The organism is Vandammella animalimorsus, from assembly GCF_002288875.1.
GTDB lineage: Bacteria > Pseudomonadota > Gammaproteobacteria > Burkholderiales > Burkholderiaceae_C > Lampropedia > Lampropedia animalimorsus.
This window is the reverse complement of the sequence record NZ_NTBH01000004.1, coordinates 158,439-182,718: the sequence shown is the minus strand read 5'-3', so window position 1 is coordinate 182,718 and position 24,280 is coordinate 158,439. Positions and strand designations below refer to the sequence as shown.

Genomic DNA, 24,280 nt, shown 5'->3' with positions numbered 1-24,280 from the left:
ATGTTGGAACTTCCCGTTTTCAAAGCCGCGACTGTGCAGGCTGCACCTGTATTTTTAGATCCGCAGGCGACGGTCGACAAGGTGGTGCGCCTGATGGGCGAGGCGGCAGATCAAGGCGCACGCCTGGTGGCATTCCCAGAGGTGTTTGTGGCTGGCTATCCTTATTGGAACTGGATTGGCAGTCCCATTCAGGGTAGTGCCTGGTTTGAGAAGCTGGCGCGGGCTGCCATTGAGATCCCAGGGCCAGAGATTGCCAAGATTGCTGCTGCTGCAGCACGCCACAGGATCAACGTGGTTGTTGGTGTCAACGAGCGCAGCCGCACCGGCATCGGCACCATCTACAACACCGTGGTAACGATCTCCGATGAAGGCCGCATCCTGGGGCGGCATCGCAAGCTTGTGCCCACATGGGCTGAAAAGCTCACCTGGACACCGGGTGATGCTTCGGCATTGCGCGTGCACAGCACCTCCATCGGCCCGTTGGGGGCATTGGCCTGCGGTGAGAACACCAATACCTTGGCGCGTTTTGCGCTGCTGGCACAAGGGGAGCTGGTGCATGTGGCCAATTACATCTCGCTGCCGGTGGCGCCGCCGGATTACGACATGGCTGATGCCATTAAGGTGAGATCGGCCGCGCACAGTTTCGAGGGCAAGTTGTTCACCGTGGTGTCATGCTCGACGATTTCCGAGGAAATGATTGCTGCATTGGAGGTGGACTTCCCTCAGGCACGTGAGCAGCTCTCGCGCAGCCACAGTGCTTTTTCGGGCTTCATTGGCCCTGATGGCCGCATGTTGGGCGAGCCACTCATTGATGAGGAAGGCATCATTTACGCCGAGATTGATCTGGCTCGCTGCATCCAGCCCCGGCAGATGCATGACATCACAGGCCATTACAACCGCTTTGACATCTTCGAGCTGCGCGTCAACCGGCGCGCACTGCAGGCTGCCCATCTTGGTGAATGCGCGGAGGCGTCGGAGTTGGATCAGCAGCCCACAATCGATTCCGTACAGGAGACCCAGCCATGAGTGTTGCAACGCGCTATTACCGCATTGGGCAAATCGTGCCTTCCTCTAACACCACGATGGAAACGGAAATCCCAGCAGTGTTGCGTGCTCGCGAGGCCGTGGCTCCGGAGCGCTTTACATTTCACTCCAGTCGCATGCGCATGAAGCATGTCACCAAGGAGGAGCTGTCGGCCATGGACGCAGACAGCGATCGCTGTGCGTTGGAGTTGTCGGATGCTCGCGTGGACGTGTTGGGCTACGCGTGCTTGGTGGCCATCATGAGCATGGGCAAGGGCTACCACCGCATCTCTGAACAGCGCCTGCATGCCTGCACGGTAGCCAATGGCGCGCCTGCACCCGTCGTGACCAGCGCCGGGGCGCTGGTTGAAGGCTTGCAGGCTTTAGGGGCCAAGAAAATCTCCATCCTGACCCCTTACATGAAGCCGCTGACACAGCTGGTGATCGACTACATCGAGCACGAAGGCATTGAGGTCGTGGACAGCATCTCGCTGGAAATCGCCGACAACCTGGAAGTCGGACGCCAGGATCCGCGCGCGCCGATCGAGATCAGCCGCAAGCTCAAGACCAGCGGTGTGGACGCAGTGGTGGCATCGGCCTGTGTGCAAATGCCTTCGTTGGCTTCCATTCAGCCCATCGAGGATCGCATTGGGCTGCCCGTGCTCTCTTCATCTGTGGCCACGGTTTACCAGATGCTCAAGCGCCTGGGCTTGGATGCGCAGGTGCCTGGCTACGGCGCCTTGCTGGCTGCGCGAGGCGCAGGCGGGCCCAGCAGTACATAATCGTGCCTGGCATGCAAGTGAGCGAACTCTCCCTGTGAGTCGCGTCTGCCAAGGTTTGGCATCACGACCTTGGCAGATTTTTGACCTGCTGCCTGTATCCCACTGCATTCGACTGTCTACGGTTTGGGGCCGCAGCCTAGGTCTATGCCCGATAGCCATGAGACGAAGCAGTGGTCTACGGAGTCCGCCATGAAGCCCCGCATAAAGGTCGCCAAAACACAGGCCCCGCATTCTGCGCAGCCAGAGGGGGCCATCTACGAAGAAATCACCCTGGCCGAGCAAGCGCATCGAGCGTTGCGCCGCGACATCATTGCTGGGCGCTTTCCCGCAGGCCAGGCGCTGCGCCTGGCGCAACTTAAGAATTGTTACGGAATCAGCTACTCGCCGCTGCGTGAGGCCTTAAACCGCTTGCTTAGCGAGCAATTGGTGGTATCTACCACATCGCGCGGTTTTCGCGTAGCGCCTTTTTCCGAAGAGCAGATGTGGGATGTGATTGAGACCCGCATCGTCATCGAGTGTGAGGCGTTGCGCCGATCCCTGGTCAAGGGCGACGACCAGTGGGAGGCTCAGGTCGTGTCGGCCTACCATGCGTTGGCCTTGGCTACCCGGCGTTACTACGCAGCTGATGAACAGGACGGCCATAGCGATGCCGAGGCGCAGTTCGAGCAACGCCACTACGAGTTCCACCGTAGCCTTATCGCAGCTTGCGGCTCAGGTTGGTTGCTGAGCTTTGCTGAACAGTTATATGCACAAAGCGAGCGCTACCGTCAGCCGGCGCTGCGCGATGGTCGGTACTGGCAGGTGGGGCGTGATGTACTGGCCGAGCACCGCCAACTCATGGATGCGGCAGTGGCGCGCGATGCCGGTCTGGCCGCCGGCTTGTTGGCGCGCCACTATCGGGACACGGGCAGGGTGGTCAAGCAATTGCTGGGCTTGTCGCAGCAAACCCAGAGTTCGTGACTGTCCTTCGGTGCCTGCTCCGCGAGCCAGGTGCGTGAGTCAGACCACATCAGTGTTCGGGCACCTACTTGGCCAGATCGAAGCCCATCTGCCAGAAGTCAGCCTCCAGGCGGGCGGCTTGGGCGAAGATGGCGGTGAGTTCGGTAAAACGTGCCTCGGTCATGGCGTGGGCAGCGAGTTTGTCCATGTGGGCGATACAGGCCTGGGCGGCTTGCTGAAAGGCTTGCCCGGAGTATTCGCTGATCCATTCGCGGTAGGGGTGGTCGGGCCGCGCGGCCAGAGCAGGGGCCAGGCGGCGGCCGATTTCGGCGTAGCCGATCATGCACGGGGCCAGGGCCACGTTCAGGTCCAGCAGGTCGCCACTTTGGCCGCAGTCGAGCACGTAGCGGGTGTAGGCCACGGTGGCCTGGTGCTCGGGCGCGGCCTGGAGCTGGGCCGGGCTCAGGCCCCAGCGCTCGCACAGGCGCACGTGCAGGTTCATTTCGCCCAGGATGGCATTGAGCCCTTCCTGTGCGATGTGCATGTCTTCCAGTGTGCGGCTTTTGTAGATGGCCAGGGCGTGGGCGCGCGCGTATTGGATCAGGAACAGGTAGTCCTGGATCAGGTACTGCTGGAACACGGGCTGGGGCAGGGTGCCCGCTTCCATTTGGCGGATGAAGGGGTGGTCGACGTAGCGGTTCCAGTCGGACAGGGCGGCAGCCTTGAGGCGCTCGAAGACGGTTGTCATGGGCGGCGCTCCTGTTCAGGCGTTGTAGGCTTCGTCGAAGAAGGCCAGCTCCAGCGCCACGGCGCGGCGGAAGAAGTCGTGCGCGATGTCGCTGTGCGCCGGGCCGATGCGGTCGAGCTCGGCGCGCAGGAAGGCGACGAAGTCGTTGAAGAAGGGGTTGTTGTGCAGCGTGACCCATTCGGCGTGCACGAAGTGCTCGGGCAAGGGCTTGTTGCCGCGTGTGGCCCAGTCCTGGTAGAGCCATTCGGCGACGTTGAGCACAGCCAGCACGGCGGCGTAGTTGCGGGTTGCAGCAGCCTCGCGCATGATGGCCTGAAAGCCCTGCGTGGGGGCTGTGTCCGGCTCCTGGTGGCGGCGCGCCTCACTCACGCCCAAGGCTTCGAAGGCGCGCAGGAAGTAGGTGTTTTCGTCGCCTGAGACCATGCCGGCAAAGCGACCAAAGCGCAGCCGCGCCTCGAAAGTGTCGGCGGTGGCGATGGCGCTGCCCAGCAGGGTCAGGAAGCTGTCGAGGAAGCGGTGATCCTGAATCAGGTAGTGGGCCATGACGGCATCGTCGATGGTGCCGGCAAACAGCTCTTGGACGAAGCGGTGTTCGGCAGCCTGCTCCCAGGTCTGCAGGTTGGCTTGGCGCAGTTGTTCGGTGAAGGCGGTCATGGTGTGCTCCTCGTTGGTGTGGATTGGGCCTGCGAGGAGCACGGGGGTGGCCTGGGTGCGACAGCGGGGGCTGTACCTGGGGCCTTGCCCGTCCCTTCGCCGGCATGATCCGGATCAGGTTCAAAGGGTCACTGTGCTGCCGGGCATGCCCAGGCGCTGCGGGCGTGCCGACCAACAGTTTCTCAGCCCCTTGGCGCGGGGCTCCCCTCGGGGAATATGGAGGCAGGCCTGCCGTGTGGAGAAGCCTGCGCCGACGGCATGATAGCGCCTGACTGCTGGCGTTAGCGGCCGGTATTTCCCGTCTGGCGCATCGGGAATGATGTCTGCTTGGCGAGTAGCAGCAGGGCTCGGCGCAGACGACGACGCGCCGCAGCCATCATCTGTGATGGCATGCAGCGCGTGTGGGTGGTGCTTGCGGCTCGCCCTTAAGTGGGCGGTGGCCTGGGGCGGGTGGTTGCTTGGATCAGTCCGGGGCGGCTTCGCTGCCGGGCTGGGACTGCGGGGCAGTGGCCTTTGGTTTGCCGCCGCCGCTGGCTTTTTTCTTTTGCGGCGCGATCATCATGATCATCTGGCGCCCTTCGAGCTTGGGGAATTGCTCGACGACGATGGCATCGCCCAGTTCTTCGCGCAGTCGGTTGAGCAGGTTCAGGCCCAGATTCTGGTGGGTGATTTCGCGGCCGCGAAAACGCAGTGTGACCTTGACTTTGTCGCCGTCCTCAAGAAAACGACGGATGTTGCGCAGCTTGATGTTGTAGTCGCCGTCGTCGGTGCCAGGGCGGAATTTGACTTCCTTGATGTCGATGACGGTCTGCTTGGCCTTGGCCTCGGCAGCGCGTTTTTGTTCCTGATACTTGAACTTGCCGTAGTCGATCAGGCGCGCCACGGGCGGGTTGGCGGTGGGCGCGATCTCGACCAGATCGACATCCAGGTCGCCGGCCATGCGCAGGGCTTCCTGCAGGCTGATGACGCCGATGGGCTCATTGTCTGGCCCGGTCACGCGCAGCTCGGGCGCGTTGATTTCACGGTTGAGTCGATGCTTGCGCTCTTCGCGGTGTCGACGGTCACGGTATTCAGTAGCGATGGCTCTCACCTTCAAACGGTTGGTTGCAAGAAGCCGCCCGGCAATGGCCGGGCGGAGTGGCGGGCAGCAAGGCCCTTAAAGATCATGAACAGGCTGAGGACAGGGCAGACAGGCATTTATTGCTTGGCGGCAATTCTTTCGCTGATCAATGCGATGAATTGCTCCAGCGGCATGACCCCCAAATCCTGGTTGCCACGGCCGCGGACTGCCACGGTGCCTGCGGCCTTCTCCTTGTCGCCGGCCACGAGAATGAACGGCACTTTTTGCAAGGCGTGCTCACGTATTTTATAAGTGATCTTTTCGTTGCGTAAATCCAACTCGGCGCGGATGGGTTGGTGCGGCAGGGCTTTTTGGAGTTTTACAACAAGCTCGCGGCAGTAGTCGGCCTGGGCGTCGGTGATGTTGAGCACACTGACTTGTTGCGGCGCCAGCCAGACGGGCAGGGCGCCGGCATAGTGCTCGATGAGGATGCCGATGAAGCGTTCCAGGCTGCCGACGATGGCGCGGTGCAGCATCAGCGGGCGGTGGCGTGCGCCGTCCTCGCCGACGTATTGGGCATCCAGGCGCTCAGGCATTGAGGGGTCAACCTGGATGGTGCCGCACTGCCATTCGCGCCCCAGGGCATCGCGCAGCGTGTATTCGAGCTTGGGGCCGTAGAAGGCGCCGTCGCCCTCGGCGATGCGGTATTGCACGCCGCTGGCCTTGAGGCTGTCGATCAGCGCGGCCTCGGCCTGGTCCCAGCTCTCTTCGGTGCCGATGCGCTTCTCGGGCCGGGTGGCGACCTTGTAGATGATGTCGGTGAAGCCAAAGTCGCGGTAGACGCGCTGCAGCACCTGGGTGAAGTGCTGCACCTCGGCCTGCAGCTGCTCGGGCGTGCAGAAGATGTGGCCGTCGTCCTGCGTGAAGGCGCGCACGCGCATGATGCCGTGCAGGCCGCCGGAGGGCTCGTTGCGGTGGCACTGGCCGAATTCGCCATAGCGCAGCGGCAGGTCGCGGTAGCTCTTGATGCCTTGGTTGAAGATCAGCAGGTGGCCGGGGCAGTTCATCGGCTTGAGTGCGTAGTCGCGCTTTTCGCTCTCGGTGATGAACATGTTCTCGCGGTATTTGTCCCAGTGGCCGGTTTTCTCCCACAGGGTTTTGTCCAGGATTTGCGGGCCTTTGACTTCGAGATAGCCGTTTTCCTGGTAGACGCGGCGCATGTACTGCTCCACTTGCTGCCAGATGATCCAGCCCTTGGGGTGCCAGAACACGGTGCCGGGCGAGTGCTCGTCCTGATGGAACAGATCCAGCTCGCGGCCCAGGCGGCGGTGGTCGCGCTTTTCGGCCTCCTCAATGCGCTGGATGTAGGCATCGAGCTGCTTCTTGTCGGCCCAGGCCGTGCCGTAGATGCGCTGCAGCTGCTCGTTGCGCGAGTCGCCGCGCCAGTAGGCGCCAGCCAGCTTGGTGAGCTTGAAAGCCTTCAGAAAACGCGTGTTGGGCACATGCGGGCCGCGGCACATGTCCACGTATTCCTCGTGGAAGTACAGGCCCATGGCCTGTTCATTGGGCATGTCCTCGATCAGGCGCAGCTTGTAGTCCTCGCCACGCTCCTGAAAGATGCGGATGACTTCAGCGCGCGGCGTCATGCGCTTGATGACATCGTAGTCCTTGGCGATCAGCTCCTTCATGCGCTGCTCAATAGCGGCCATGTCCTCTGGGGTGAAGGGGCGCTCGTAGGAGATGTCGTAATAAAAGCCCTCGTCGATCACTGGGCCGATGACCATCTTGGCCGACGGGTAGAGCTGCTTGACGGCGTGGCCCACCAAGTGGGCGCAGGAGTGGCGGATGATGTCTACGCCTTCCTCATCCTTGGGGGTGATGATTTGCACGCGAGCGTCGTGCTCGATCAGATCGCTGGCATCCACCAGGCGGCCATCGACCTTGCCGGCCACAGTATTTTTGGCCAGGCCGGGGCCAATGGCGGCGGCCACCTCGGCCACGGTGACGGCGCTGTCGAACTGGCGCTGCGAACCATCGGGAAGGGTGATCTGAATCATGGGAAAGCCCAAAAAAGAAGAAGTGCCGGGTAAAAAGCAAAAACGCGGCCTGTGCCGCGCTTGAGATCCTGTCCGAAGTCTCTGCACGGTTGACAGTCCAGCGGATTCAAATGGACTGCCAAGCGCACGCAAAACGCGCGATTTTCCCACAAAACGCGGGGCTGTCGCCCGCTTCCGATCGAGCGGCTGCAGCAAGTAGCTGCTGTGCTAAAATCCACCGGTTTTGCTTGATGCGGGTACTGCTGAAGCTTTGATTGTGCTTTTACGGGCTTCGCATCGCAGCAAGGCAAATAGCAGGCCGGTTCATCCAGGGTGCTGCGCAAGTTGCGGTTGTCATTGTGCTCTTTTGTGGCAATGGCGGCGCAGGGTGCCAGTGCGGGGCCGGTCTAGGAAACCAACCTTCGGACTTTGAAAGCAGAGACAGCTATGTCGATCACCATGCGTGAAATGCTGGAAGCGGGTGTGCATTTCGGCCACCAAACCCGTTTCTGGAACCCCAAGATGGCCCCCTTCATCTTCGGCCATCGCAACAAGATTCACATCATTAACTTGGAGGCTACGCTGCCCAAGTTCCAGGAGGCGCAAAAGTTTGCGCGCCAGCTGGCAGCCAATCGCGGCACCATCCTGTTCGTGGGCACCAAGCGCCAGTCGCGCGAGTTCGTCGCCCAGGAAGCGCAGCGCGCCGGCATGCCCTATGTGGACCAGCGCTGGCTGGGCGGCATGTTGACCAACTTCAAGACCCTGAAGACTTCGGTCAAGCGCCTCAAGGATATGAAGGCTCAGCAGGAGGCTGGTCTGGAAGCCATGAGCAAGAAAGAGCAACTGATGTTCTCGCGCGAGATCGAAAAGCTCGAGCGCGACATCGGTGGCATCCAGGACATGAGCGCGCTGCCCGATGCGATCTTCGTCATTGACGTGGGTTACCACAAGATTGCCGTGTCTGAAGCGCACAAGCTGGGCATTCCGTTGATCGGTGTCGTCGATACCAATCACAACCCTGAAGGCATCGACTACGTCATCCCCGGCAATGACGACTCGGCCAAGGCCGTGGCCCTGTATGCCCGTGGCATTGCCGACGCCATCATCGAGGGCCGCAACAACGCCGTCGATGAAGTGGTCAAGCTGGCCGCTGGCGAGCAGGGCGATGAGTTCGTCGAGGTGCAGGAGGAGGCGGCCGAGTAAGCCGCTGCTCCCGCGCACAGCGCCGTGATGCCGCTTGGCTTTCTTGTCAGAGCGGCGTGCATCGATCAAAAGGGGGCGTCGCACAGAGTGCCCCTTTTTCGTATGCCAGCGGCAGAATTTGATTTTTGTACTGATTTGGATTGGAGAATGTGATGGCTGCAGTGACAGCAAGTATGGTGGCAGAGCTTCGTGCAAAAACCGATGCGCCCATGATGGAGGCCAAGAAGGCCCTGGTTGAGGCCGATGGCGACATGGCCAAGGCCGAAGAGCTGCTGCGCATCAAGCTTGGCACCAAGGCTGGCAAGGCCGCTTCGCGCGTGACGGCCGAAGGCGTGATCGCTGTGGCCATGCAGGGCCAGACTGGCGCCATGGTCGAGGTCAACTGCGAGACGGACTTCGTCAGCAAGAACGACAGTTTCCTGGAGTTCGCCAATGCGGCCGCCCGTCTGGTGGCAGAAAAGAATCCTGCTGATCTGGAAGCACTGGGCGCGCTGGAATACAGCCAGGACGGCTTTGGCCCCACGCTGGAAGAGGTTCGCAAGGGCCTGATCGGCAAGATTGGCGAGAACATGTCGCTGCGCCGCTTCGCACGCTTTGCCAATGGCAAGCAGCTGGCGCACTATTTGCACGGCACGCGCATTGGCGTGGTCGTCGAGTTCGATGGCGACGAAGCTGCCGCCAAGGACGTGGCCATGCATGTGGCGGCCATGAAGCCCGTGGCGCTGTCTGGCGCTGACGTGCCTGCCGAGTTGATCGAGAAAGAGCGCAGCGTTGCCCAAGGCAAGGCTGCAGAATCGGGCAAGCCCGCCGACATCGTGGCCAAGATGGTCGATGGCGCCGTGGCCAAGTACCTCAAGGAAGTGGCGCTGCTGGACCAGCCTTTCGTCAAGAATGACAAGCAGAACGTGGGCCAGATGCTCAAGGAAAAAGGCACCACGGTGCATGGTTTTACTCTGTACGTCGTGGGCGAGGGCATTGAGAAGAAAGTTGATGACTTCGCTGCCGAGGTGGCAGCCCAGATGGCTGCGGCCAAGGGCTGATGCCTTGAGAGTCCGGTGTGCGGCGTGACATAGGCCTTGTCAAGGGGCGCGCCGCCGCCGGTTCTTCTGCTGGGCGCTGCTTTGCGTTGCGCCCGGTCAGGTGGCTGTCGGTGATATCAATGCTCACGCTGTTGTTGTGAAGCGTAGATCGCCAGGCCCGTGCCCCATGAAATTTGACCAGCCTCATCCGTGATGACCGATACCGCCGCCCCCACCCCAGCCTATTCGCGCATTTTGCTCAAGCTCTCTGGCGAAGCCCTGATGGGCGATGATGCCTTTGGCATCAATCGGGAGACCATCGAGAGGATGGTTCAGGAAATCATTGCCGTGGCCCAGATGGGAGTTCAGCTGGCCATTGTGATCGGAGGCGGCAATATTTTTCGCGGCATGGCCGGCGGCGCCGCTGGCATGGATCGTGCCACGGCCGACTACATGGGCATGCTGGCCACGGTGATGAACTCGCTGGCGCTGGCCGATGCCATCGACCGCAAGGGCGTGCCCGCGCGCGTCATGTCCGCCATCTCGATTGACCAGGTGGCCGAGCCCTATGTGCGGCCCAAGGCTTTGCAGTACTTGGAAGAGGGCAAGATCGTCGTCTTTGCCGCAGGCACTGGCAATCCATTCTTCACCACCGATACAGCCGCTGCATTGCGAGGGGCCGAGGTGGGGGCGCAACTGGTGCTCAAGGCCACCAAGGTGGACGGTGTCTACAGCGCCGACCCGATGAAGGATCCGCAGGCTCAGCGCTACAGCCGCATCAGCTTCGACGAGGCGATGGTGAAGAACTTGGGCATCATGGATGCCACGGCGTTCGCCCTATGCCGCGATCAGAAGCTGCCCATCAAGGTCTTTTCCATCGTCAAGCCCGGCGCCCTGCAGCGCGTGGTGCGCGGCGAGGATGAGGGCACGCTGGTCTATGCCTGAGCCAAGCCTCTCGCTGACATGAAACCAGGAGAATTGCCATGACGATTGCCGACATTCGCAAAAACACCCAGGGCAAGATGGAACAGTCCATCGCTGCCTTCAAGAACCAATTGGCCAAGATTCGCACCGGGCGCGCCAACCCCGGCCTGCTCGACACTGTGCAGGTGGAGTATTACGGGCAGCAAGTGCCCATCAGCCAGGTGGCCAACGTGGCTCTGCTCGATGCGCGCACCATCAGCGTGCAGCCTTGGGAGCGGGACATGGCCGCCAAAATCGAAAAAGCCATTCGCGAAAGTGATTTGGGCCTGAACCCTGCCAGCATGGGCGAGCTGATCCGAGTGCCCATGCCGCCGATGAGCGAGGAGCGCCGCCGAGAAATGACCAAGCTGGTGCGCAGCGAGGGCGAGAATGCCAAGATTGCCGTGCGCAATCTGCGCCGCGATGCCAACGACGCGGTCAAGAAGTTGGTCAAGGACAAGCAGGCCTCCGAGGACGAGCAAAAGCGTTCCGAAGCCGACGTGCAAAAACTCACCGACAAATTCATCGCGGAAATCGATACCCTGGTCGAGGCCAAGGAAAAGGACGTGATGGAGGTCTGAGCCCCCGCTCACGATCTTTTAGCAGTCATTTTTTTCGCCGCGCCCGCCGTTTTGGCATGGTGGGACGGAGATTTGCGGAGAGCCCGCGCCCAGCCGGGCTTGCGCTGCACAGATCAGATGCGGCGCTTTTGGTTTTTCCCTGAAGCAGTGCTGCCCGCACGCTGTTTGGAGTGTCCATGGCCTCAGCCTCATCTGCTTTGCCGCAGCACATTGCCATCGTCATGGATGGCAATGGTCGCTGGGCCCAGCGGCGCATGCTGCCCCGTCTGGCAGGGCACAAAAAGGGGGTGGATGCGTTGCGCCGTTGCGTGGGCCTGTGCGGCCAGCGTGGCGTGCGGGTGCTGACGGTGTTTGCCTTTTCCTCTGAGAACTGGGCCCGGCCTGCCGATGAGGTCGACGGCTTGATGGGGCTGATGGCTTCGGCGCTGGCCAAGGAAATCACCAGCCTGCAAGCCAATGGCGTGCGCCTGCATTGCGTGGGCGATCGCGCCAGCTTGAGCGAGAAGGTGCGTGCCAGCCTGGCGCAGGCCGAGCGGGACACTGCAGGCAATGATCGCCTGATCCTCAATGTCTGCTTCAACTATGGTGGGCGTTGGGACATCGCCCAGGCTGCCGAGCGCCTGCGCCAGCAAGGCCAGCCCATTGATGCGGACGGCCTGTCGGGCGCGCTGGCGCTGGCGCATGTGCCCGATCCGGACTTGCTCATTCGCACCGGCGGTGAGTTGCGCATCAGCAATTTCCTGTTGTGGCAGCTGGCCTATACGGAGCTGTATTTTTCCGATGTGCTCTGGCCTGATTTCGATGCCCAAGACCTGGATGCTGCGCTTTGCGACTATGCGCAGCGGCAGCGCCGTTTTGGCAAGACGGGGGAGCAAGTGGCGCGCTGATCGCCGGACTGCGGATCACGGGCCATGCGATTGGCTGCGGCCTGAATGCTGAAAATGCTGTGCCGCAGCCTTCTTTTTTGTTGGGGATTTCTGGATGTTGAAGCAAAGAATCATCACCGCCCTGGCCTTGCTGGCAGTGATTCTGGTCTGCCTGTTCGCCCCTTGGGATTGGCCTTTCGTGGTGCTGGTGACGGCGGTGCTGAGCATCACAGCCTGGGAATGGGCCAGGCTCAACGGCATTGGCGGCATGGCCGCGAAGGTGGTCGGGCTGGTGTTTGCACTGGGCTGCACGGTGGCCGCGCTCAACGGTGTGCAAGAGGTCAGCAAGCCCAGCCTGTTCTGGCTGCTCTTTTCCATGGCCTGGCTGGTGGGGGCGGTGTTCGTGCTGCGTGAAGGCACGGCCGGCTGGCTGGCGCTGCCGCGCGCCCTGCGGCTGCTGTTGGGCATCGTGGTGTTCGCCGTGGTCTGGGTGGCTGTGCTGCGGGCCTACCAGCTGGGCATCAACTACCTGCTGTCGCTGATGGCGCTGGTGTGGATGGCCGATATCGGCGCCTACTTTGCAGGCCGCACCTTTGGGCAGAAGCTGGTGGCGCGCAAGCTGGCGCCTACAGTCAGCCCCGGCAAGAGCTGGGAGGGCGTGTTTGGCGGCATGATTGGCGTTGTGCTGCTGGCCTTTCTGTGGCTGTGGCTGGATCGCTCGCTGGCCGAAGACTGGGGGCGCAGCTTTTACGGGCTGGTGCGCCAGCAGGGCCTGACCATGATGATTGGGGTGTGCCTGGCCCTGACGGCCATGAGCGTGCTGGGCGATTTGCTGGAATCGCTGATCAAGCGCGCCGCAGGCGTGAAGGACAGCAGCGCCATCCTGCCCGGCCACGGCGGCATGTTGGATCGCATCGATGGTCTGCTGCCGGTCATGCCCATGGGCATGCTGGTGCTGGCATTGTTGGCGAGGGCCGTGTGATGGCGCAGCAATTCATGGTTCAGCCCAAGGCTCCATCCCAGGCCGCGCGCCAGCGCATCACTGTGCTGGGCTCCACCGGTTCAATTGGGGTCAGCACGCTGGATGTGCTGGCGCGGCACCCCGGGAGTTTCGAAGTCTTTGCTCTCACGGCAGGGCGCAACGTGCAGCGCCTGGTGCAGCAGTGCATGCAATTTCAGCCGCGCTACGCCGCCGTGCCGGAGGCGGACGTGGCCCAGGCTCTGCTCCAGCAATTGCGGGAGCAAGGCGTCAGCGGCACGCAGGTGCTGGTGGGCAGTCAGGCCATCGCGCAGTTGGCTGCACACGAGGAGGTCGACACTGTGATGGCGGCCATTGTTGGCGTGGCGGGCTTGCCGCCGGCGCTGGCGGCCGTGCAGGCCGGCAAGAAACTGCTGCTGGCCAATAAAGAGGCGCTGGTGGTGGGCGGCGCCTGGTTCATGCAGCAGGTGCGCATGCATGGGGCGACGCTGTTGCCCATCGACAGCGAGCATTCGGCCATTTTCCAATCGCTGCCTGAGTCGTCCGAAACCTGGGCCGCGCGCGTGGAGAAAATCATCCTCACCGCCTCGGGCGGGCCGTTCCGCCAGCGCGACCCGGCCACGCTGGCCGAAGTCACCCCCGAGCAGGCCTGTGCCCACCCGAACTGGAGCATGGGGCGCAAGATTTCGGTGGACTCGGCCACGATGATGAATAAGGCGCTGGAGGTGATCGAGGCGCGCTATCTGTTCGACCTGCCGCCCGAGCAGCTGCAGGTGCTCATCCACCCTCAAAGCGTGATTCATTCCATGGTGCAGTATCGCGATGGCTCCATCGTTGCGCAGTTGGGCACGCCCGATATGCGCGTGCCCATTGCCTACGGCCTGTCCTGGCCGGAGCGCATGGAGTCCGGCAGCGCGCGGCTGGATTTCATGGCGCTGCGCGCCCTGACGTTCGAATCGTTTGACGATGCGCAGCACCAGCGGCGTTTTCCTTGCCTGGCCCTGGCCTGGCAGGCGCTGAAAGGCCCAGCCGGCAGCACGGCAGTACTCAATGGCGCCAACGAGGTGGCGGTCGAAGCCTTCTTGCAAGGCAGATTGCGCTTTGACCGCATCCATGCCGTCAATGCCCACACGCTGGAACACTGCGCCACCGGGGCCGTGGATTCGTTGCCCGCCTTGCTGGAGCTCGACGAGCGTGCGCGGCGCCTGGCCCAGGCCAGCGTGGCGCGCCTGGGTTAAAGCCATGGCGCACATCCGACAAGCGCTGCCATGCTGACCTTGTTGGCTTTTCTCGTCACCATCGGCCTGTTGGTGACCATCCACGAATATGGCCACTACCGCATGGCGCGCGCTTGCGGCGTGAAGGTGCTGCGCTTTTCCATCGGTATGGGGCGGCCGCTGCTGCGCTGGCAACGCCCGGGCAATGAGACCGAGTTCGTGCTCTCGGCCCTGCCGCTGGGCGGCTATGTACGCATGCTCGATGAGCGCGAAGGCCCTGTGCCGCCAGAGGAGCTGGCGCGCGCCTTCAACCGGCGCCCATTGTTGCAGCGCGTGGCCATCGTGCTGGCCGGGCCGCTGGCCAATCTGCTGCTGGCCGTGCTGTGCTTTTCGGCCGTCAACTGGTGGGGGGTGCAGGCCCCGCAGGCGCTGCTGGCCACGCCCGAGGCCGATTCGTTGGCGGCTCAGGCGGGCTTGCGGCAGGGCGATCGGGTTCTGCAGTTGCGCGTAGGGCAGGGCAGCCGACCCCAGATCATTCAGTCTTTCGACGAGTTGAGCTGGGCGCTGCAGCGCGCCGCCTTGTTGCAGCAGGACGTGTGGCTGCAGGTGCAGCGTGGCGACGATCAGCAGGAGCTGCGCCTGCCCCTGTCGGTTCTACAGCTGCAGGATTTGGATGCCCAGGCGCTGCGTCGCATTGGGCTGCTCGCGCCAATGGCGCCGCCGCAGCTCGGCAGCATCCAGCCAGGCAGCCCGGCGGCGCAGGCCGGGCTGCAACCGGGCGACATCGTGCAGGCCGTGGACGGCGTGCCCATGGGCGATGTGCAGCAGCTGATCGCCCTGCTGCATGCGCTGCCCAGCCGGGTGGCCGATGGCCCGCCCGGCGTGGCCGCGACCGCCATGCCCGTGCAGCGCTGGACGGTGCAGCGCAATGGCCAGCCGCTGCAGCTGCAGGTGCAGCCGCGCCTGCGGCAGGAGGGCGCGCGGCGCTGGGCGGAAGTGGGCGCTTACCTGGGTCCCGGCCCTGCAGCAGCCCTGGTGCGGGTGCGTTATGGCGCCTGGGATGGGCTGGTGCGTGGGGTGCAGCTCAGTGGCGAGATGGCTGCGCTCACACTGCGCATGTTTGGCCGCATGGTACTGGGGCAGGCATCGCTGCAAAACCTCAGCGGCCCTGTCAGCATTGCCCAATATGCCGGCCAATCGGCGCGCCTGGGCATGGTGCAATTCCTGCAATTTCTGGCCGTGGTCAGCCTCAGCCTGGGGGTGTTGAATTTGCTGCCGCTGCCGATACTCGATGGCGGGCACCTGATATATTATCTTTGGGAGGCGGTCACTGGCAGGCCAGTGTCCGTGCTCTGGTTGGAGCGGCTGCAAGCCTTGGGCATTGCAGCCCTTTTCATGTTGATGGCGTTGGCCCTGTTCAATGATTTGGCGCGGCTGCTGTCCTAGTTGGCTCGTCCGGCCCAGGCGCTGTGGCGCGCGATTGATGCAATCCATGAACCACTTGTTAAAACGTTTTTCCATGCGCGCGGCAGCGGCCGTGACCGCTTGCGCCTGCAGCCTGCCGCTTTGGGCCATCGAGCCCTTCACGGTGCGCGACATCCGCGTCGAGGGGCTGCAGCGCGTCGAGCCGGGCACAGTCTTTGCCTCGCTGCCGATCCGGGTGGGCGATCAGTACACGGACGACAAGGCCTCTGATTCAATCCGCGCGCTGTTTGCGCTGGGTCTGTTCAATGATGTGCGCATTGAGGCCGATGGCAATGTGCTGGTGGTCGTGGTGCAGGAGCGCCCGGTGATTGGCAGCGTGGAGTTTGCCGGCACGCGCGAATTTGACCGCGAGGCCCTGGTCAACGCCATGCGCGACGTGGGCCTGGCAGAAGGGCGGCCCTTTGATCGATCGCTGGCCGACCGCGCCGAGCAGGAGCTGGTGCGTCAATACCTCTCGCGCAGTTACTACGGCGCGCAGGTCGTGACCACCGTCACGCCGGTGGATCGCAACCGCGTCAACCTGGTGTTCACCGTCACCGAGGGCGGCGTGGCCAAGATCGGCGACATCCGTTTCACCGGCAACAAAGCCTTCAGCGAATCCACTCTCAAGGGTCTGATGGATCAGGACACCGGAGGCTGGCTGAGCTGGTATACCAAGTCCAACCGCTACTCGCGCGCCAAGCTCAATGCCGATCTGGAAAGTGTGCGCTCGCATTACCTGCAGCGCGGCTACCTGGATTTCCGCATCGACTCCACGCAGGTGGCGATCTCGCCCGACAAGCAAAGTATCTCCATCACCATCAACGTGCACGAGGGCGAGCGCTTTGCCGTCTCTGGCGTGCGCCTGGAGGGCGATTACCTGGGGCGTGACGACGAATTCAAGTCGCTGGTGCAGATCCGCCCCGGACAGCCCTTCAACGAGGAGGAGGTGACCAACACCCGCGAGGCCTTCACCGAGCACTTCGGCAACTATGGCTACGCCTTCGCCCGTGTGCAGGCTCAGCCCGAGGTGGACCGCGAGCGCAATACCGTGGCCATCGTGCTGCGCTCGGAGCCGCAGGCGCGCGTGTACGTGCGGCGCATCAACGTCACCGGCAATACACGCACGCGCGATGAGGTCATCCGCCGCGAGTTCCGCCAGTACGAGGCCTCCTGGTACGACGGCGAGAAGATTCGCCTCTCGCGCGACCGCGTCGACCGGCTGGGCTACTTCACCCAGGTCGAAGTCGAGACCCAGGAGGTGCCGGGCGTGCCCGATCAGGTTGATCTGCAGATCACCGTGGCGGAGAAGCCCACCGGCTCGGTGCAGATTGGCGCAGGCTTTTCCAGCGCCGACAAGCTCTCGTTCTCCTTCGCGCTCAAGCAGGAGAATTTCATGGGCTCAGGCCATTATCTGGGTGTGGACCTGAACACCAGCAAATACAACCGCACGTTGGTGTTCAGCACCACTAATCCCTACTTCACCCAGTCGGGCGTGTCGCGCACGCTCGATGCCTACTACCGCACCGACAAGCCTTACGACCGCATGGGCGGCAATTATTCGCTGGTCACCTACGGCGGCGCGCTGCGCTTTGGCGTGCCCTTCAGCGAGATCGACACCGTTTACTTCGGCCTGGGGGTGGAGCGCAACCGCATCAAGCCCGGCACCGCCATTCCTGCGGCCTATCTGCACTACGCCGACACCTTTGGCTACAGCAGCACCTCGGTGCCCTTTACCATCGGCTGGTCGCGTGACAGCCGTGACAGCGCCTTGGCGCCCAACGAAGGGCGTTACCAGCGCTTTAACAGCGAATGGTCCTTCGCGGGCGATACGCGCTACCTGAAGAGCAACTACCAGTACCAGCAATACCTGCCGTTGAGCAAGCGCTACACGCTGGCCTTCAATGGCGAGCTGGGCTGGGGCAAGGGCTTCAGCGGCCAGCCCTTCCCGGTGTTCAAGAATTTCTATTCGGGCGGCTTGGGGTCGGTGCGTGGCTTTGAGCAAGGCACCTTGGGCCCGCGCGACCTGATCGGGGCATCGCTGGGCGGCGCCAAGAAGGTCAACATGAACGTCGAGTTCATCACGCCCTTCCCAGGCGCTGGCAACGACCGCACGCTGCGCGTGTTTGCCTTCGTCGATGCCGGCAATGTGTTTGGCGAGCATGAGAAAGTCAGCTTCTCCGACCTGCGCGCCTCCACCGGCCTGGGCCTGAGCTGGATTTCTCCCGTGGGCCCGCTGCGCATTGCCTACGCCCATCCGATCCGCAAGAAAGCTGGCGATAGAATCGAAGAAATTCAGTTCCAGATCGGGACTTCCTTTTAACCCTTTGTCCTCAAAGCGTCTGTCATGAAAGCATTGACCTCCAAACTCTCTTCCGCTGTCGTTCTGGCTGCGGCTCTGGCCTGTGCGCCTGCCATGGCGCAAAGCTTCAAGGCCGGCTTCGTCAATACCGACCGCATCCTGCGCGACGCCAACATGGCCAAGAGCGCTCAGCAACGCCTGGAGCAGGAGTTCTCGCGCCGCGAGAAGGAAATCGTCAACCTGGGCAACAGCCTGCAGGCCGCATCCGAGCGTTTCGAACGTGAGGCCGCAACCCTCTCGGAAAGCCAGCGCACCCAGCGCCAGCGCCAGCTGATGGATCAGGATCGCGAATTCCAGCGCAAGCGCCGCGAATTCCAGGAAGATCTGGCCGCCCGCAAGACTGAGGAGCTGGCCAAGGTGCTTGAGCGCGCCAATGCTGTGGTGCAGCAAGTGGCCGAAAGCGAGAAGTACGACGTGATCCTGCAGGAGGCCGTCTGGGTCAGCCCGCAGCACGATATCACCGACAAGGTCATCCGCGCGCTCAACGGCAGCCGCTGAGATTGCGGCCAGCTCTGAGGCTAAGGTGGCTGCGCTGGACATGATTCAGCGTAGCCACCTGATATTTGAAGGGCTTTTCTGTGCGCTGATTGGGTGCGCAGCCCATGCCCACTGCCGAAGCTGAATGGGAAAAGTAGAGACACATTGCAAGGTTTCAGAACATTGCATTGATCAATTGCGGCTTTGGGCCTGACTCATCTTGGTCATAGCTGATTGGGCATGGTTGGCAAGGGGCTTGTCTCTACATCGCGATAAGCGCTCAGGTTGCTGGTGGCTTTAGAGCCTGTTCGAGGGTTCGGTGTGGGCGGGCAAAAAGTGGTGTGGAATGGGTCTGCAAGGCGCAAAGCGCAGCCATAGCCCAAGCTACAGCGAGGCCGCGCAACGCCCGCGCAGACCTCTCAAAATCCACTTTTTTGCCAGCCGTGCAGTGGCCTTAGCAGGGGCTTTGAGCAGGCTCTTAAAGCCATTGTCCCCGCGCCAGGCCAGTCCCGGCAGTGGCGTACCAAGTGTTTTCCCGTCTGCTGGTAGGGCACCGCAGGAATGCAGTTTTTTGAGCCTGTGCTTCCCCCAGCACAAGCCTGATTGGTGTGCTTGAAGGGTAGGGCGGGACTTTTTACAGGAACGACATGTGACAGCGGCAACGCTTGGAGAAATTTGCGCGGCACTGGGCGGACAGCTGCATGGCGATGCTGCGACTGCAGTCACGGCCATTGCGGCGCTGGAGTCTGCCGGCCCAACGCAGATCAGCTTTTTGAGCAATCCACGCATGCTCCCCCTGCTGCAGGCCAGCCAGGCAGCCTGCGTGATCGTGTCGGCAACCCATGCCGAGCAGGCCCAGGCGCGCGGCGCCTGCATCGTGGCCGATGACCCCTATCTGTATTTCGCACAGCTGACGCAGTGGTGGCGGCAGCGGCAGGGCGATCTGCCCTCGCCGGGCATCCACCCCAGCGCGGTGGTTGACCCCTCGGCGCAGATCGATGCCACAGCCAGTATTGGGCCATTGACGGTGATTGGCCCGGGCGTGCGCATCGGCGCGCACAGCCGCATTGGCGCGCGCGTGACGATCGAGCGCAACTGTGAGATCGGCGCACGGTGCATTGTGCAGTCCGGCGCGGTGATTGGCGGCGATGGCTTTGGCTTTGCACAAGCCCCTGCTCCTGGCGGCAAGGTCTGGGTCAAGATCGAGCAATTGGGCGCGGTGCGCATTGGCGATGACGTGGAAATCGGCGCCAATACCTGTATCGACCGTGGCGCTCTGGGCGACACCGTGATCGCCAACGGCGTCAAGCTCGACAACCTGATCCAGATCGCGCACAACGTGCAGGTTGGGGAAAACACGGCCATGGCCGCCTGCGTGGGCATTTCGGGCAGCACCAAGATTGGAGCCAATTGCACCCTGGCCGGTGGCGTGGGGGTAGTGGGCCATATCGAGCTGGCCGACAACACCCATGTCTCGGGGGCGACCGTCATTTCGCGCTCGCTGACTGAGCCGGGGCGCTATACAGGGGTTTATCCGTTCGAGCCTCACGCAAAATGGGAACAAAATGCAGCCCTGTTGCGCCAGCTCAAGAAAATGCGTGAACGCATCAAGGCGCTGGAAAAAGAATTGGCGGCTCTGCAAGGCGTGCAGCCGCCACACACATCGGCATGACGACCATCATGAACATTCACAAGATCTTCGAACTTCTGCCGCACCGCTATCCTTTTTTGCTGGTGGATCGGGTGACGGAAATTCACTTGGGCGAGCGCATCGTTGCTTACAAGAACGTGACCGTCAACGAGCCCTTCTTCAACGGGCACTTTCCGAAGAATCCCGTCATGCCCGGGGTGCTGGTGCTCGAAGCTCTGGCTCAGGCCGCTGGGCTGTTGTCCTTTGAGACCTATGGCGAGGCGCCGGGCGAAGACAAGGTGTTTTATTTTGTCGGCATTGACAATGCGCGGTTCAAGCGCCCTGTGGTGCCGGGCGATCAGCTCGTGCTGGAAGCCAGCATCGACCGCGTGCGTGGCGGCATCTACAAGTACAAGGGCGTGGCCAAGGTCGATGGTCAGGTTGTGGCCGAGGCCGACCTGATGTGTACCATGCGCCCGGTCGAGCGCGGCTGATTCATGGCCGATGGCAGAGCGCGGTGTAGCCTTGTGCTTGGCCCGGCGAGGCTTTTCGGCCTCGCATACTGCCCCGATCCGCGGATGATCCGACCCGGCACAAAGCGCGAACAGGTGGTTTTCAAGACACCCGCGCCGTGCATTTTGTCTGCCCGCAACGCGAATCCCCTATGGCTGATCCCTTGATCCATCCCAGCGCCATCGTGCATCCGGGCGCCCAGCTGCACCCCAGCGTGCGCATCGGCCCCTATGCCGTGGTCGGCGAGCATGTGTCGATCGGTGCCGACACGCACATTGGGGCGCACTGCGTCATCGACGGCCGCACCCGTATCGGTGCGCGCAACACCATCCATGTGCACGCCAGCATCGGCGGCCCCCCACAGGACAAAAAATACGCGGGCGAGCCTACTGAGCTGCACATTGGCGATGGCAACACCATTCGCGAGTTCACCACCATCAATACCGGCACGGTGCAGGGCGGCGGCGTCACCCGTTTGGGCGATGAGAATTGGATCATGGCCTATGCGCACATCGCGCACGACTGCCAGGTCGGCAGCCACACCGTCATGGCCAACAGCGTGGCGTTGGCTGGCCATGTGCATGTGGGCGACTGGGCCATTCTGGGCGGCCTGACGGGCGTGCACCAGTTCACGCGCATCGGGGCGCACGCCATGATTGGCTTTTCCAGCCATGTCTCGCAGGACGTGCCGCCTTACGTGCTTGCTGGCGGTAACCCTTTTGCCGTGCGTGGTCTGAACATCGAGGGTCTGCGCCGGCGCCAGTTCAATGCCAACCAGATTGCGACGCTCAAAACCGCTTATCGCATCGTCTTCCGCGAGGGCCGTACCCTGCAGGATGCCTGCGCGCAACTGCAGGACTTGCAAACCCGCGCCGTGCAAGGCGATGGCTGGGAAGAGCTGCTGGGCATGCTGATGTTCCTGCAGCAGGCCGAGCGAGGCATCGCGCGTTGAGCCCCAAACCTGCCGCAGCACCGCTGCGCCTGGCCATGGTGGCTGGCGAGGCTTCGGGCGACTTGCTGGCGTCTCTGCTGCTGAAAGGCATGCAGGAGCATGTGCCGGCGCTGTGGCCTGCCCTGCGCAGCTGGGGCATTGGCGGGCCGCACATGCAGGCGCAGGGCTTTGAAGCGCAATGGCCGGCCGAGCGGCTGGCCGTGCATGGCTACAGTTGGGAAGTGTTCAAGCGCGTGGCAGGCTTGTTGCGCATTCGCCGCCAACTGGGCGACAGCCTGCTGGCGCAGCGCCCGGATGTGTTCGTGGGCGTGGACGCGCCGGATTTCAATCTGGGCTTGGAGCAGCGCCTGCGCGCGGCAGGCGTCCCGACCGTGCATTTCGTCTGCCCGTCGATCTGGGCCTGGCGCCCCGAGCGCGTGCACGCCATCCGCCGCGCTGCCAGCCATGTGCTGTGCCTGTTCCCCTTCGAGCCTGCGCTGCTGCGCCAGCATGGCATCGCGGCCACCTTCGTCGGCCACCCGCTGGCCCAGGCCATTGCCCTGCAATCGCCGCAGCAGGCCGAGCAGGCCACCACAGCGGCGCGCCAGCAGCTGCAACTGGAGCCGGGCGACCCAGTGCTGGCGCTGCTGCCGGGCAGCCGCAGCAAGGAAATCGACTACCTGCTGCCGCGCTTTCTTGCCGCCGCGCAGCGCTTGCTGGCCGAGCAGCCCAGGCTACAGCTGATCCTGCCCTGTGTGCCGGCGCAGCTGGCGCGGGTGCAGGCCATCGTGCAAAGCCAGAGTCAGTTGCAGGGGCGGCTGCGGGTGCTCGGCGGCCAATCGCACCTGGCGCTGCAGGCCTGCGACGTGACGCTGATTGCCAGTGGCACGGCCACGCTGGAAGCCGCGCTGTTCAAAAAGCCCATGGTCATCAGCTATGCCATGCACCCGGTGAGCGCAATGCTGATGCGGCGCAAGCAACTGCAGCCTTGGGTCGGGCTGCCTAACATCTTGTGGCAGCAGCAGCTGGTGCCCGAGCTTTTGCAAGAAGCGGCCACCCCGGCCGCGTTGGCCCAGGCCTGCGCCCAATGGCTGCACGCCAGCCTGCAGCGCAGTGCCGATTGGCAGCAGTTGCAGCAGGCCTTGACGGCACTGCATCAGTCGCTGCAGGCCGACACCGCTACCCTGAGCGCCCATGTCCTCAAAAAACTGCTGCAAGCCTGAGGCTGCCCAGAGCCAGGCCGAGCTGCTGTTGCAGCCCGAAGGGCCTGCGCTGCAGGCCGGGGTGGACGAGGCCGGCCGCGGGCCGCTGGCCGGCCCTGTCTTTGCGGCGGCGGTGATCCTTGATGCGGCCCGGCCCATTGCCGGGTTGGCCGATTCCAAACGCTTGAGCGCGCGCCGGCGCGAGCAACTGGCCCAGGCCATCGAGGCCCAGGCCCTGGCGTGCTGCGTGGCCCAGGCCAGCGTGGAGGAAATCGAGCGCCTCAACATCCTGCAGGCCACCATGCTGGCCATGCAACGCGCCGTGGCTGGCCTGACCATCGCGCCGCAGCTGGTGCTGATCGATGGCAACCGCACGCCGGCCCTGCCAATGACTGCCGTGGCCGTGGTGGGGGGCGATGCCAAGGTGCAGGCCATCTCGGCCGCCTCCATCCTGGCCAAGGTTTATCGCGATGCCTGGTGCATGCAGGCGCACCGGCAGTGGCCGCAGTACGGCTTTGCGCAACACAAGGGCTATGGCACGGCCTTGCACCTGGCAGCTTTGCAGCAGCATGGCCCTTGCAGCGTGCATCGCATGGGCTTTGCCCCAGTGCGCAGGGCTGTGCTCAGCGCTGGCAGCGCAGGCAGTGATAGGTGCTGCGCTGACCCTGTGTGCTGAGCCGGATGGCCGCGCCGCAGCGCGGGCAGGGCTGGCCCTGGCGGCCGTACACGCGGGCGGTCAATTGGAAGTGGCCGTGGCTGCCGTCACTGGCTACGAAGTCGCGCAGGCTGCTGCCGCCGCGCTGCACGGCTTCGCTGAGCACCTGGACAATCGCGCCGTGCAGGCGCTCCAGCCGGGGGCGGCGCAGTTGCCCTGCAGGCGTGTGCGGGTCGATGCCGGCCAGAAACAAGGCCTCGCTGGCGTAGATGTTGCCCACGCCCACCACGGCCTGGCCAGCCAGCAGCGCCTGCTTGATGCTCACGCGCCGGCCGCGCAGTGCGGCTGCCAGATGCGCAGGAGTGAAGTCCTCCGAGAGTGGCTCCACCCCCAGGCGGCCCAGCAGCTTGCGCACGACAGGCGCATCCGCGCTGGGCGCATACACCAGCGCGCCAAAGCGGCGTGGATCGTGCAGCCGCAGCAGTACGTGCCCAAACACCAGATCGGCGTGGTCGTGCGGCCCCGCTGGAGTGTCCAGCGGCAAGATGCGCACGCTGCCAGACATGCCCAAGTGCAGCAACAACAGGTCGGGGCCGTCCAGCTCTATCAGCAGGTACTTGCCTCGGCGGCGCACGGCCTGCACGGTGCGGCCGACCAGCGCCGCAGGCGCGCAGCCCAGCGGCCAGCGCAATGGCTTGCCCAGCGCCAGCGCGGCAATGCGCTGGCCGGTGATGGCCGGGGCAATGCCCTGGCGGGTGACTTCGACTTCAGGGAGTTCTGGCATGGCGTGCAAAAGCCCGCGGAGCACTGGGGGGTGTTGAGATAGCGTGTTGCTGCGGTGTTTTCGGTCAAAACCCGCAACTGCCGCGTTTCGCCTTGTATCTGCGGCTTTTGCCTGGAAAAACCGCTTTGCACGCAAAATTTCAACAATCCTCTGGTGTGCTGTCCCGCAAATAGCTACACGTCAAACCGCGTC

General features: G+C 63.2%; 23 protein-coding genes and 1 riboswitch. Of the genes, 18 read left to right on the top strand and 5 right to left on the bottom strand.

What is annotated here, in order from left to right:
• The 3 genes from CLI93_RS07815 to CLI93_RS07805 all read left to right on the top strand — a co-directional run bounded on the left by CLI93_RS07815 (nt 1) and on the right by CLI93_RS07805 (nt 2,765).
• Complete coding sequence (locus tag CLI93_RS07815; protein WP_095541554.1) at nt 1-1,026, top strand: carbon-nitrogen hydrolase family protein; 1,026 nt, start codon at nt 1-3, stop codon at nt 1,024-1,026.
• A complete protein-coding gene (locus CLI93_RS07810) occupies nt 1,023-1,805 on the top strand; it encodes a maleate cis-trans isomerase family protein (RefSeq protein WP_095541553.1) in 783 nt (260 codons plus the stop codon). Before CLI93_RS07815 ends, CLI93_RS07810 begins: the two co-directional genes overlap by 4 nt.
• Before the next feature lie 189 nt (nt 1,806-1,994).
• A complete protein-coding gene (locus CLI93_RS07805; protein ID WP_095541644.1) occupies nt 1,995-2,765 on the top strand; it encodes a GntR family transcriptional regulator in 771 nt (256 codons plus the stop codon).
• 64 nt (nt 2,766-2,829) lie between these two features.
• Here the strand turns inward: CLI93_RS07805 and tenA are convergent, their stop codons facing one another.
• The 4 genes from tenA to thrS form a co-directional block, all read right to left on the bottom strand.
• Nucleotides 2,830-3,492: a thiaminase II gene (tenA, locus tag CLI93_RS07800; RefSeq protein WP_095541552.1), complete on the bottom strand. Its 663-nt coding sequence runs from the start codon at nt 3,490-3,492 to the stop codon at nt 2,830-2,832.
• A gap of 15 nt (nt 3,493-3,507) precedes the next feature.
• A complete protein-coding gene (locus tag CLI93_RS07795; protein ID WP_095541643.1) occupies nt 3,508-4,146 on the bottom strand; it encodes a TenA family protein in 639 nt (212 codons plus the stop codon).
• A 74-nt stretch (nt 4,147-4,220) separates the two neighbouring features.
• A riboswitch (TPP riboswitch) is annotated at nt 4,221-4,364 on the bottom strand.
• A 245-nt stretch (nt 4,365-4,609) separates the two neighbouring features.
• The gene (gene infC, locus CLI93_RS07790) at nt 4,610-5,236 is read right to left on the bottom strand and encodes a translation initiation factor IF-3 (protein ID WP_095541642.1); all 627 of its coding nucleotides are present in this window, start codon (nt 5,234-5,236) and stop codon (nt 4,610-4,612) included.
• A gap of 107 nt (nt 5,237-5,343) precedes the next feature.
• On the bottom strand, nt 5,344-7,263 hold the full coding sequence (gene thrS, locus CLI93_RS07785) for a threonine--tRNA ligase (RefSeq protein WP_095541551.1): 1,920 nt from the start codon (nt 7,261-7,263) through the stop codon (nt 5,344-5,346).
• A 426-nt stretch (nt 7,264-7,689) separates the two neighbouring features.
• On the opposite strand from thrS, the gene rpsB reads away from it, so the two are divergent.
• The 15 genes from rpsB (at nt 7,690) to rnhB (ending at nt 23,325) form a co-directional block, all read left to right on the top strand.
• Nucleotides 7,690-8,445: a 30S ribosomal protein S2 gene (gene rpsB / locus CLI93_RS07780; RefSeq protein ID WP_095541550.1), complete on the top strand. Its 756-nt coding sequence runs from the start codon at nt 7,690-7,692 to the stop codon at nt 8,443-8,445.
• A 152-nt stretch (nt 8,446-8,597) separates the two neighbouring features.
• A complete protein-coding gene (gene tsf / locus CLI93_RS07775) occupies nt 8,598-9,485 on the top strand; it encodes a translation elongation factor Ts (protein ID WP_095541549.1) in 888 nt (295 codons plus the stop codon).
• 192 nt (nt 9,486-9,677) lie between these two features.
• On the top strand, nt 9,678-10,409 hold the full coding sequence (gene pyrH / locus CLI93_RS07770) for a UMP kinase (RefSeq protein WP_095541548.1): 732 nt from the start codon (nt 9,678-9,680) through the stop codon (nt 10,407-10,409).
• A 38-nt stretch (nt 10,410-10,447) separates the two neighbouring features.
• Nucleotides 10,448-11,008, top strand: coding sequence for a ribosome recycling factor (frr, locus tag CLI93_RS07765; RefSeq protein WP_095541547.1), 561 nt, complete (start codon nt 10,448-10,450; stop codon nt 11,006-11,008).
• A 176-nt stretch (nt 11,009-11,184) separates the two neighbouring features.
• The gene (uppS, locus tag CLI93_RS07760; protein ID WP_095541641.1) at nt 11,185-11,895 is read left to right on the top strand and encodes a polyprenyl diphosphate synthase; all 711 of its coding nucleotides are present in this window, start codon (nt 11,185-11,187) and stop codon (nt 11,893-11,895) included.
• Nucleotides 11,896-11,989: 94 nt separating this feature from the next.
• The gene (locus CLI93_RS07755; RefSeq protein ID WP_095541546.1) at nt 11,990-12,856 is read left to right on the top strand and encodes a phosphatidate cytidylyltransferase; all 867 of its coding nucleotides are present in this window, start codon (nt 11,990-11,992) and stop codon (nt 12,854-12,856) included.
• A 14-nt stretch (nt 12,857-12,870) separates the two neighbouring features.
• A complete protein-coding gene (gene ispC, locus CLI93_RS07750; protein WP_095541640.1) occupies nt 12,871-14,091 on the top strand; it encodes a 1-deoxy-D-xylulose-5-phosphate reductoisomerase in 1,221 nt (406 codons plus the stop codon).
• A 30-nt stretch (nt 14,092-14,121) separates the two neighbouring features.
• Nucleotides 14,122-15,516 (top strand): RIP metalloprotease RseP, encoded by a 1,395-nt coding sequence (rseP, locus tag CLI93_RS07745; protein WP_095541545.1) that lies wholly within the window; start codon nt 14,122-14,124, stop codon nt 15,514-15,516.
• A gap of 46 nt (nt 15,517-15,562) precedes the next feature.
• A complete protein-coding gene (bamA, locus tag CLI93_RS07740) occupies nt 15,563-17,857 on the top strand; it encodes an outer membrane protein assembly factor BamA (RefSeq protein ID WP_095541639.1) in 2,295 nt (764 codons plus the stop codon).
• Between the two features lie 24 nt (nt 17,858-17,881).
• Nucleotides 17,882-18,394: an OmpH/Skp family outer membrane protein gene (locus CLI93_RS07735; protein WP_095541544.1), complete on the top strand. Its 513-nt coding sequence runs from the start codon at nt 17,882-17,884 to the stop codon at nt 18,392-18,394.
• 628 nt (nt 18,395-19,022) lie between these two features.
• Complete coding sequence (lpxD, locus tag CLI93_RS07730; protein ID WP_095541543.1) at nt 19,023-20,045, top strand: UDP-3-O-(3-hydroxymyristoyl)glucosamine N-acyltransferase; 1,023 nt, start codon at nt 19,023-19,025, stop codon at nt 20,043-20,045.
• A gap of 5 nt (nt 20,046-20,050) precedes the next feature.
• Nucleotides 20,051-20,497 carry a 3-hydroxyacyl-ACP dehydratase FabZ gene (fabZ, locus tag CLI93_RS07725; RefSeq protein ID WP_095539697.1) on the top strand — a complete coding sequence of 149 codons (447 nt, stop codon included), beginning with the start codon at nt 20,051-20,053 and terminating at the stop codon, nt 20,495-20,497.
• A gap of 170 nt (nt 20,498-20,667) precedes the next feature.
• Nucleotides 20,668-21,468 carry an acyl-ACP--UDP-N-acetylglucosamine O-acyltransferase gene (lpxA, locus tag CLI93_RS07720; RefSeq protein WP_095541542.1) on the top strand — a complete coding sequence of 267 codons (801 nt, stop codon included), beginning with the start codon at nt 20,668-20,670 and terminating at the stop codon, nt 21,466-21,468.
• A complete protein-coding gene (gene lpxB, locus CLI93_RS07715) occupies nt 21,465-22,670 on the top strand; it encodes a lipid-A-disaccharide synthase (RefSeq protein WP_275249170.1) in 1,206 nt (401 codons plus the stop codon). The genes lpxA and lpxB overlap by 4 nt, the downstream gene beginning before the upstream one ends.
• Nucleotides 22,642-23,325 (top strand): ribonuclease HII, encoded by a 684-nt coding sequence (rnhB, locus tag CLI93_RS07710; protein ID WP_095541541.1) that lies wholly within the window; start codon nt 22,642-22,644, stop codon nt 23,323-23,325. Before lpxB ends, rnhB begins: the two co-directional genes overlap by 29 nt.
• Here rnhB and mutM read toward each other — a convergent pair.
• On the bottom strand, nt 23,273-24,088 hold the full coding sequence (gene mutM / locus CLI93_RS07705; protein ID WP_095541540.1) for a bifunctional DNA-formamidopyrimidine glycosylase/DNA-(apurinic or apyrimidinic site) lyase: 816 nt from the start codon (nt 24,086-24,088) through the stop codon (nt 23,273-23,275). The genes rnhB and mutM overlap by 53 nt on opposite strands.
• Between the last annotated feature and the right edge of the window lie 192 nt (nt 24,089-24,280).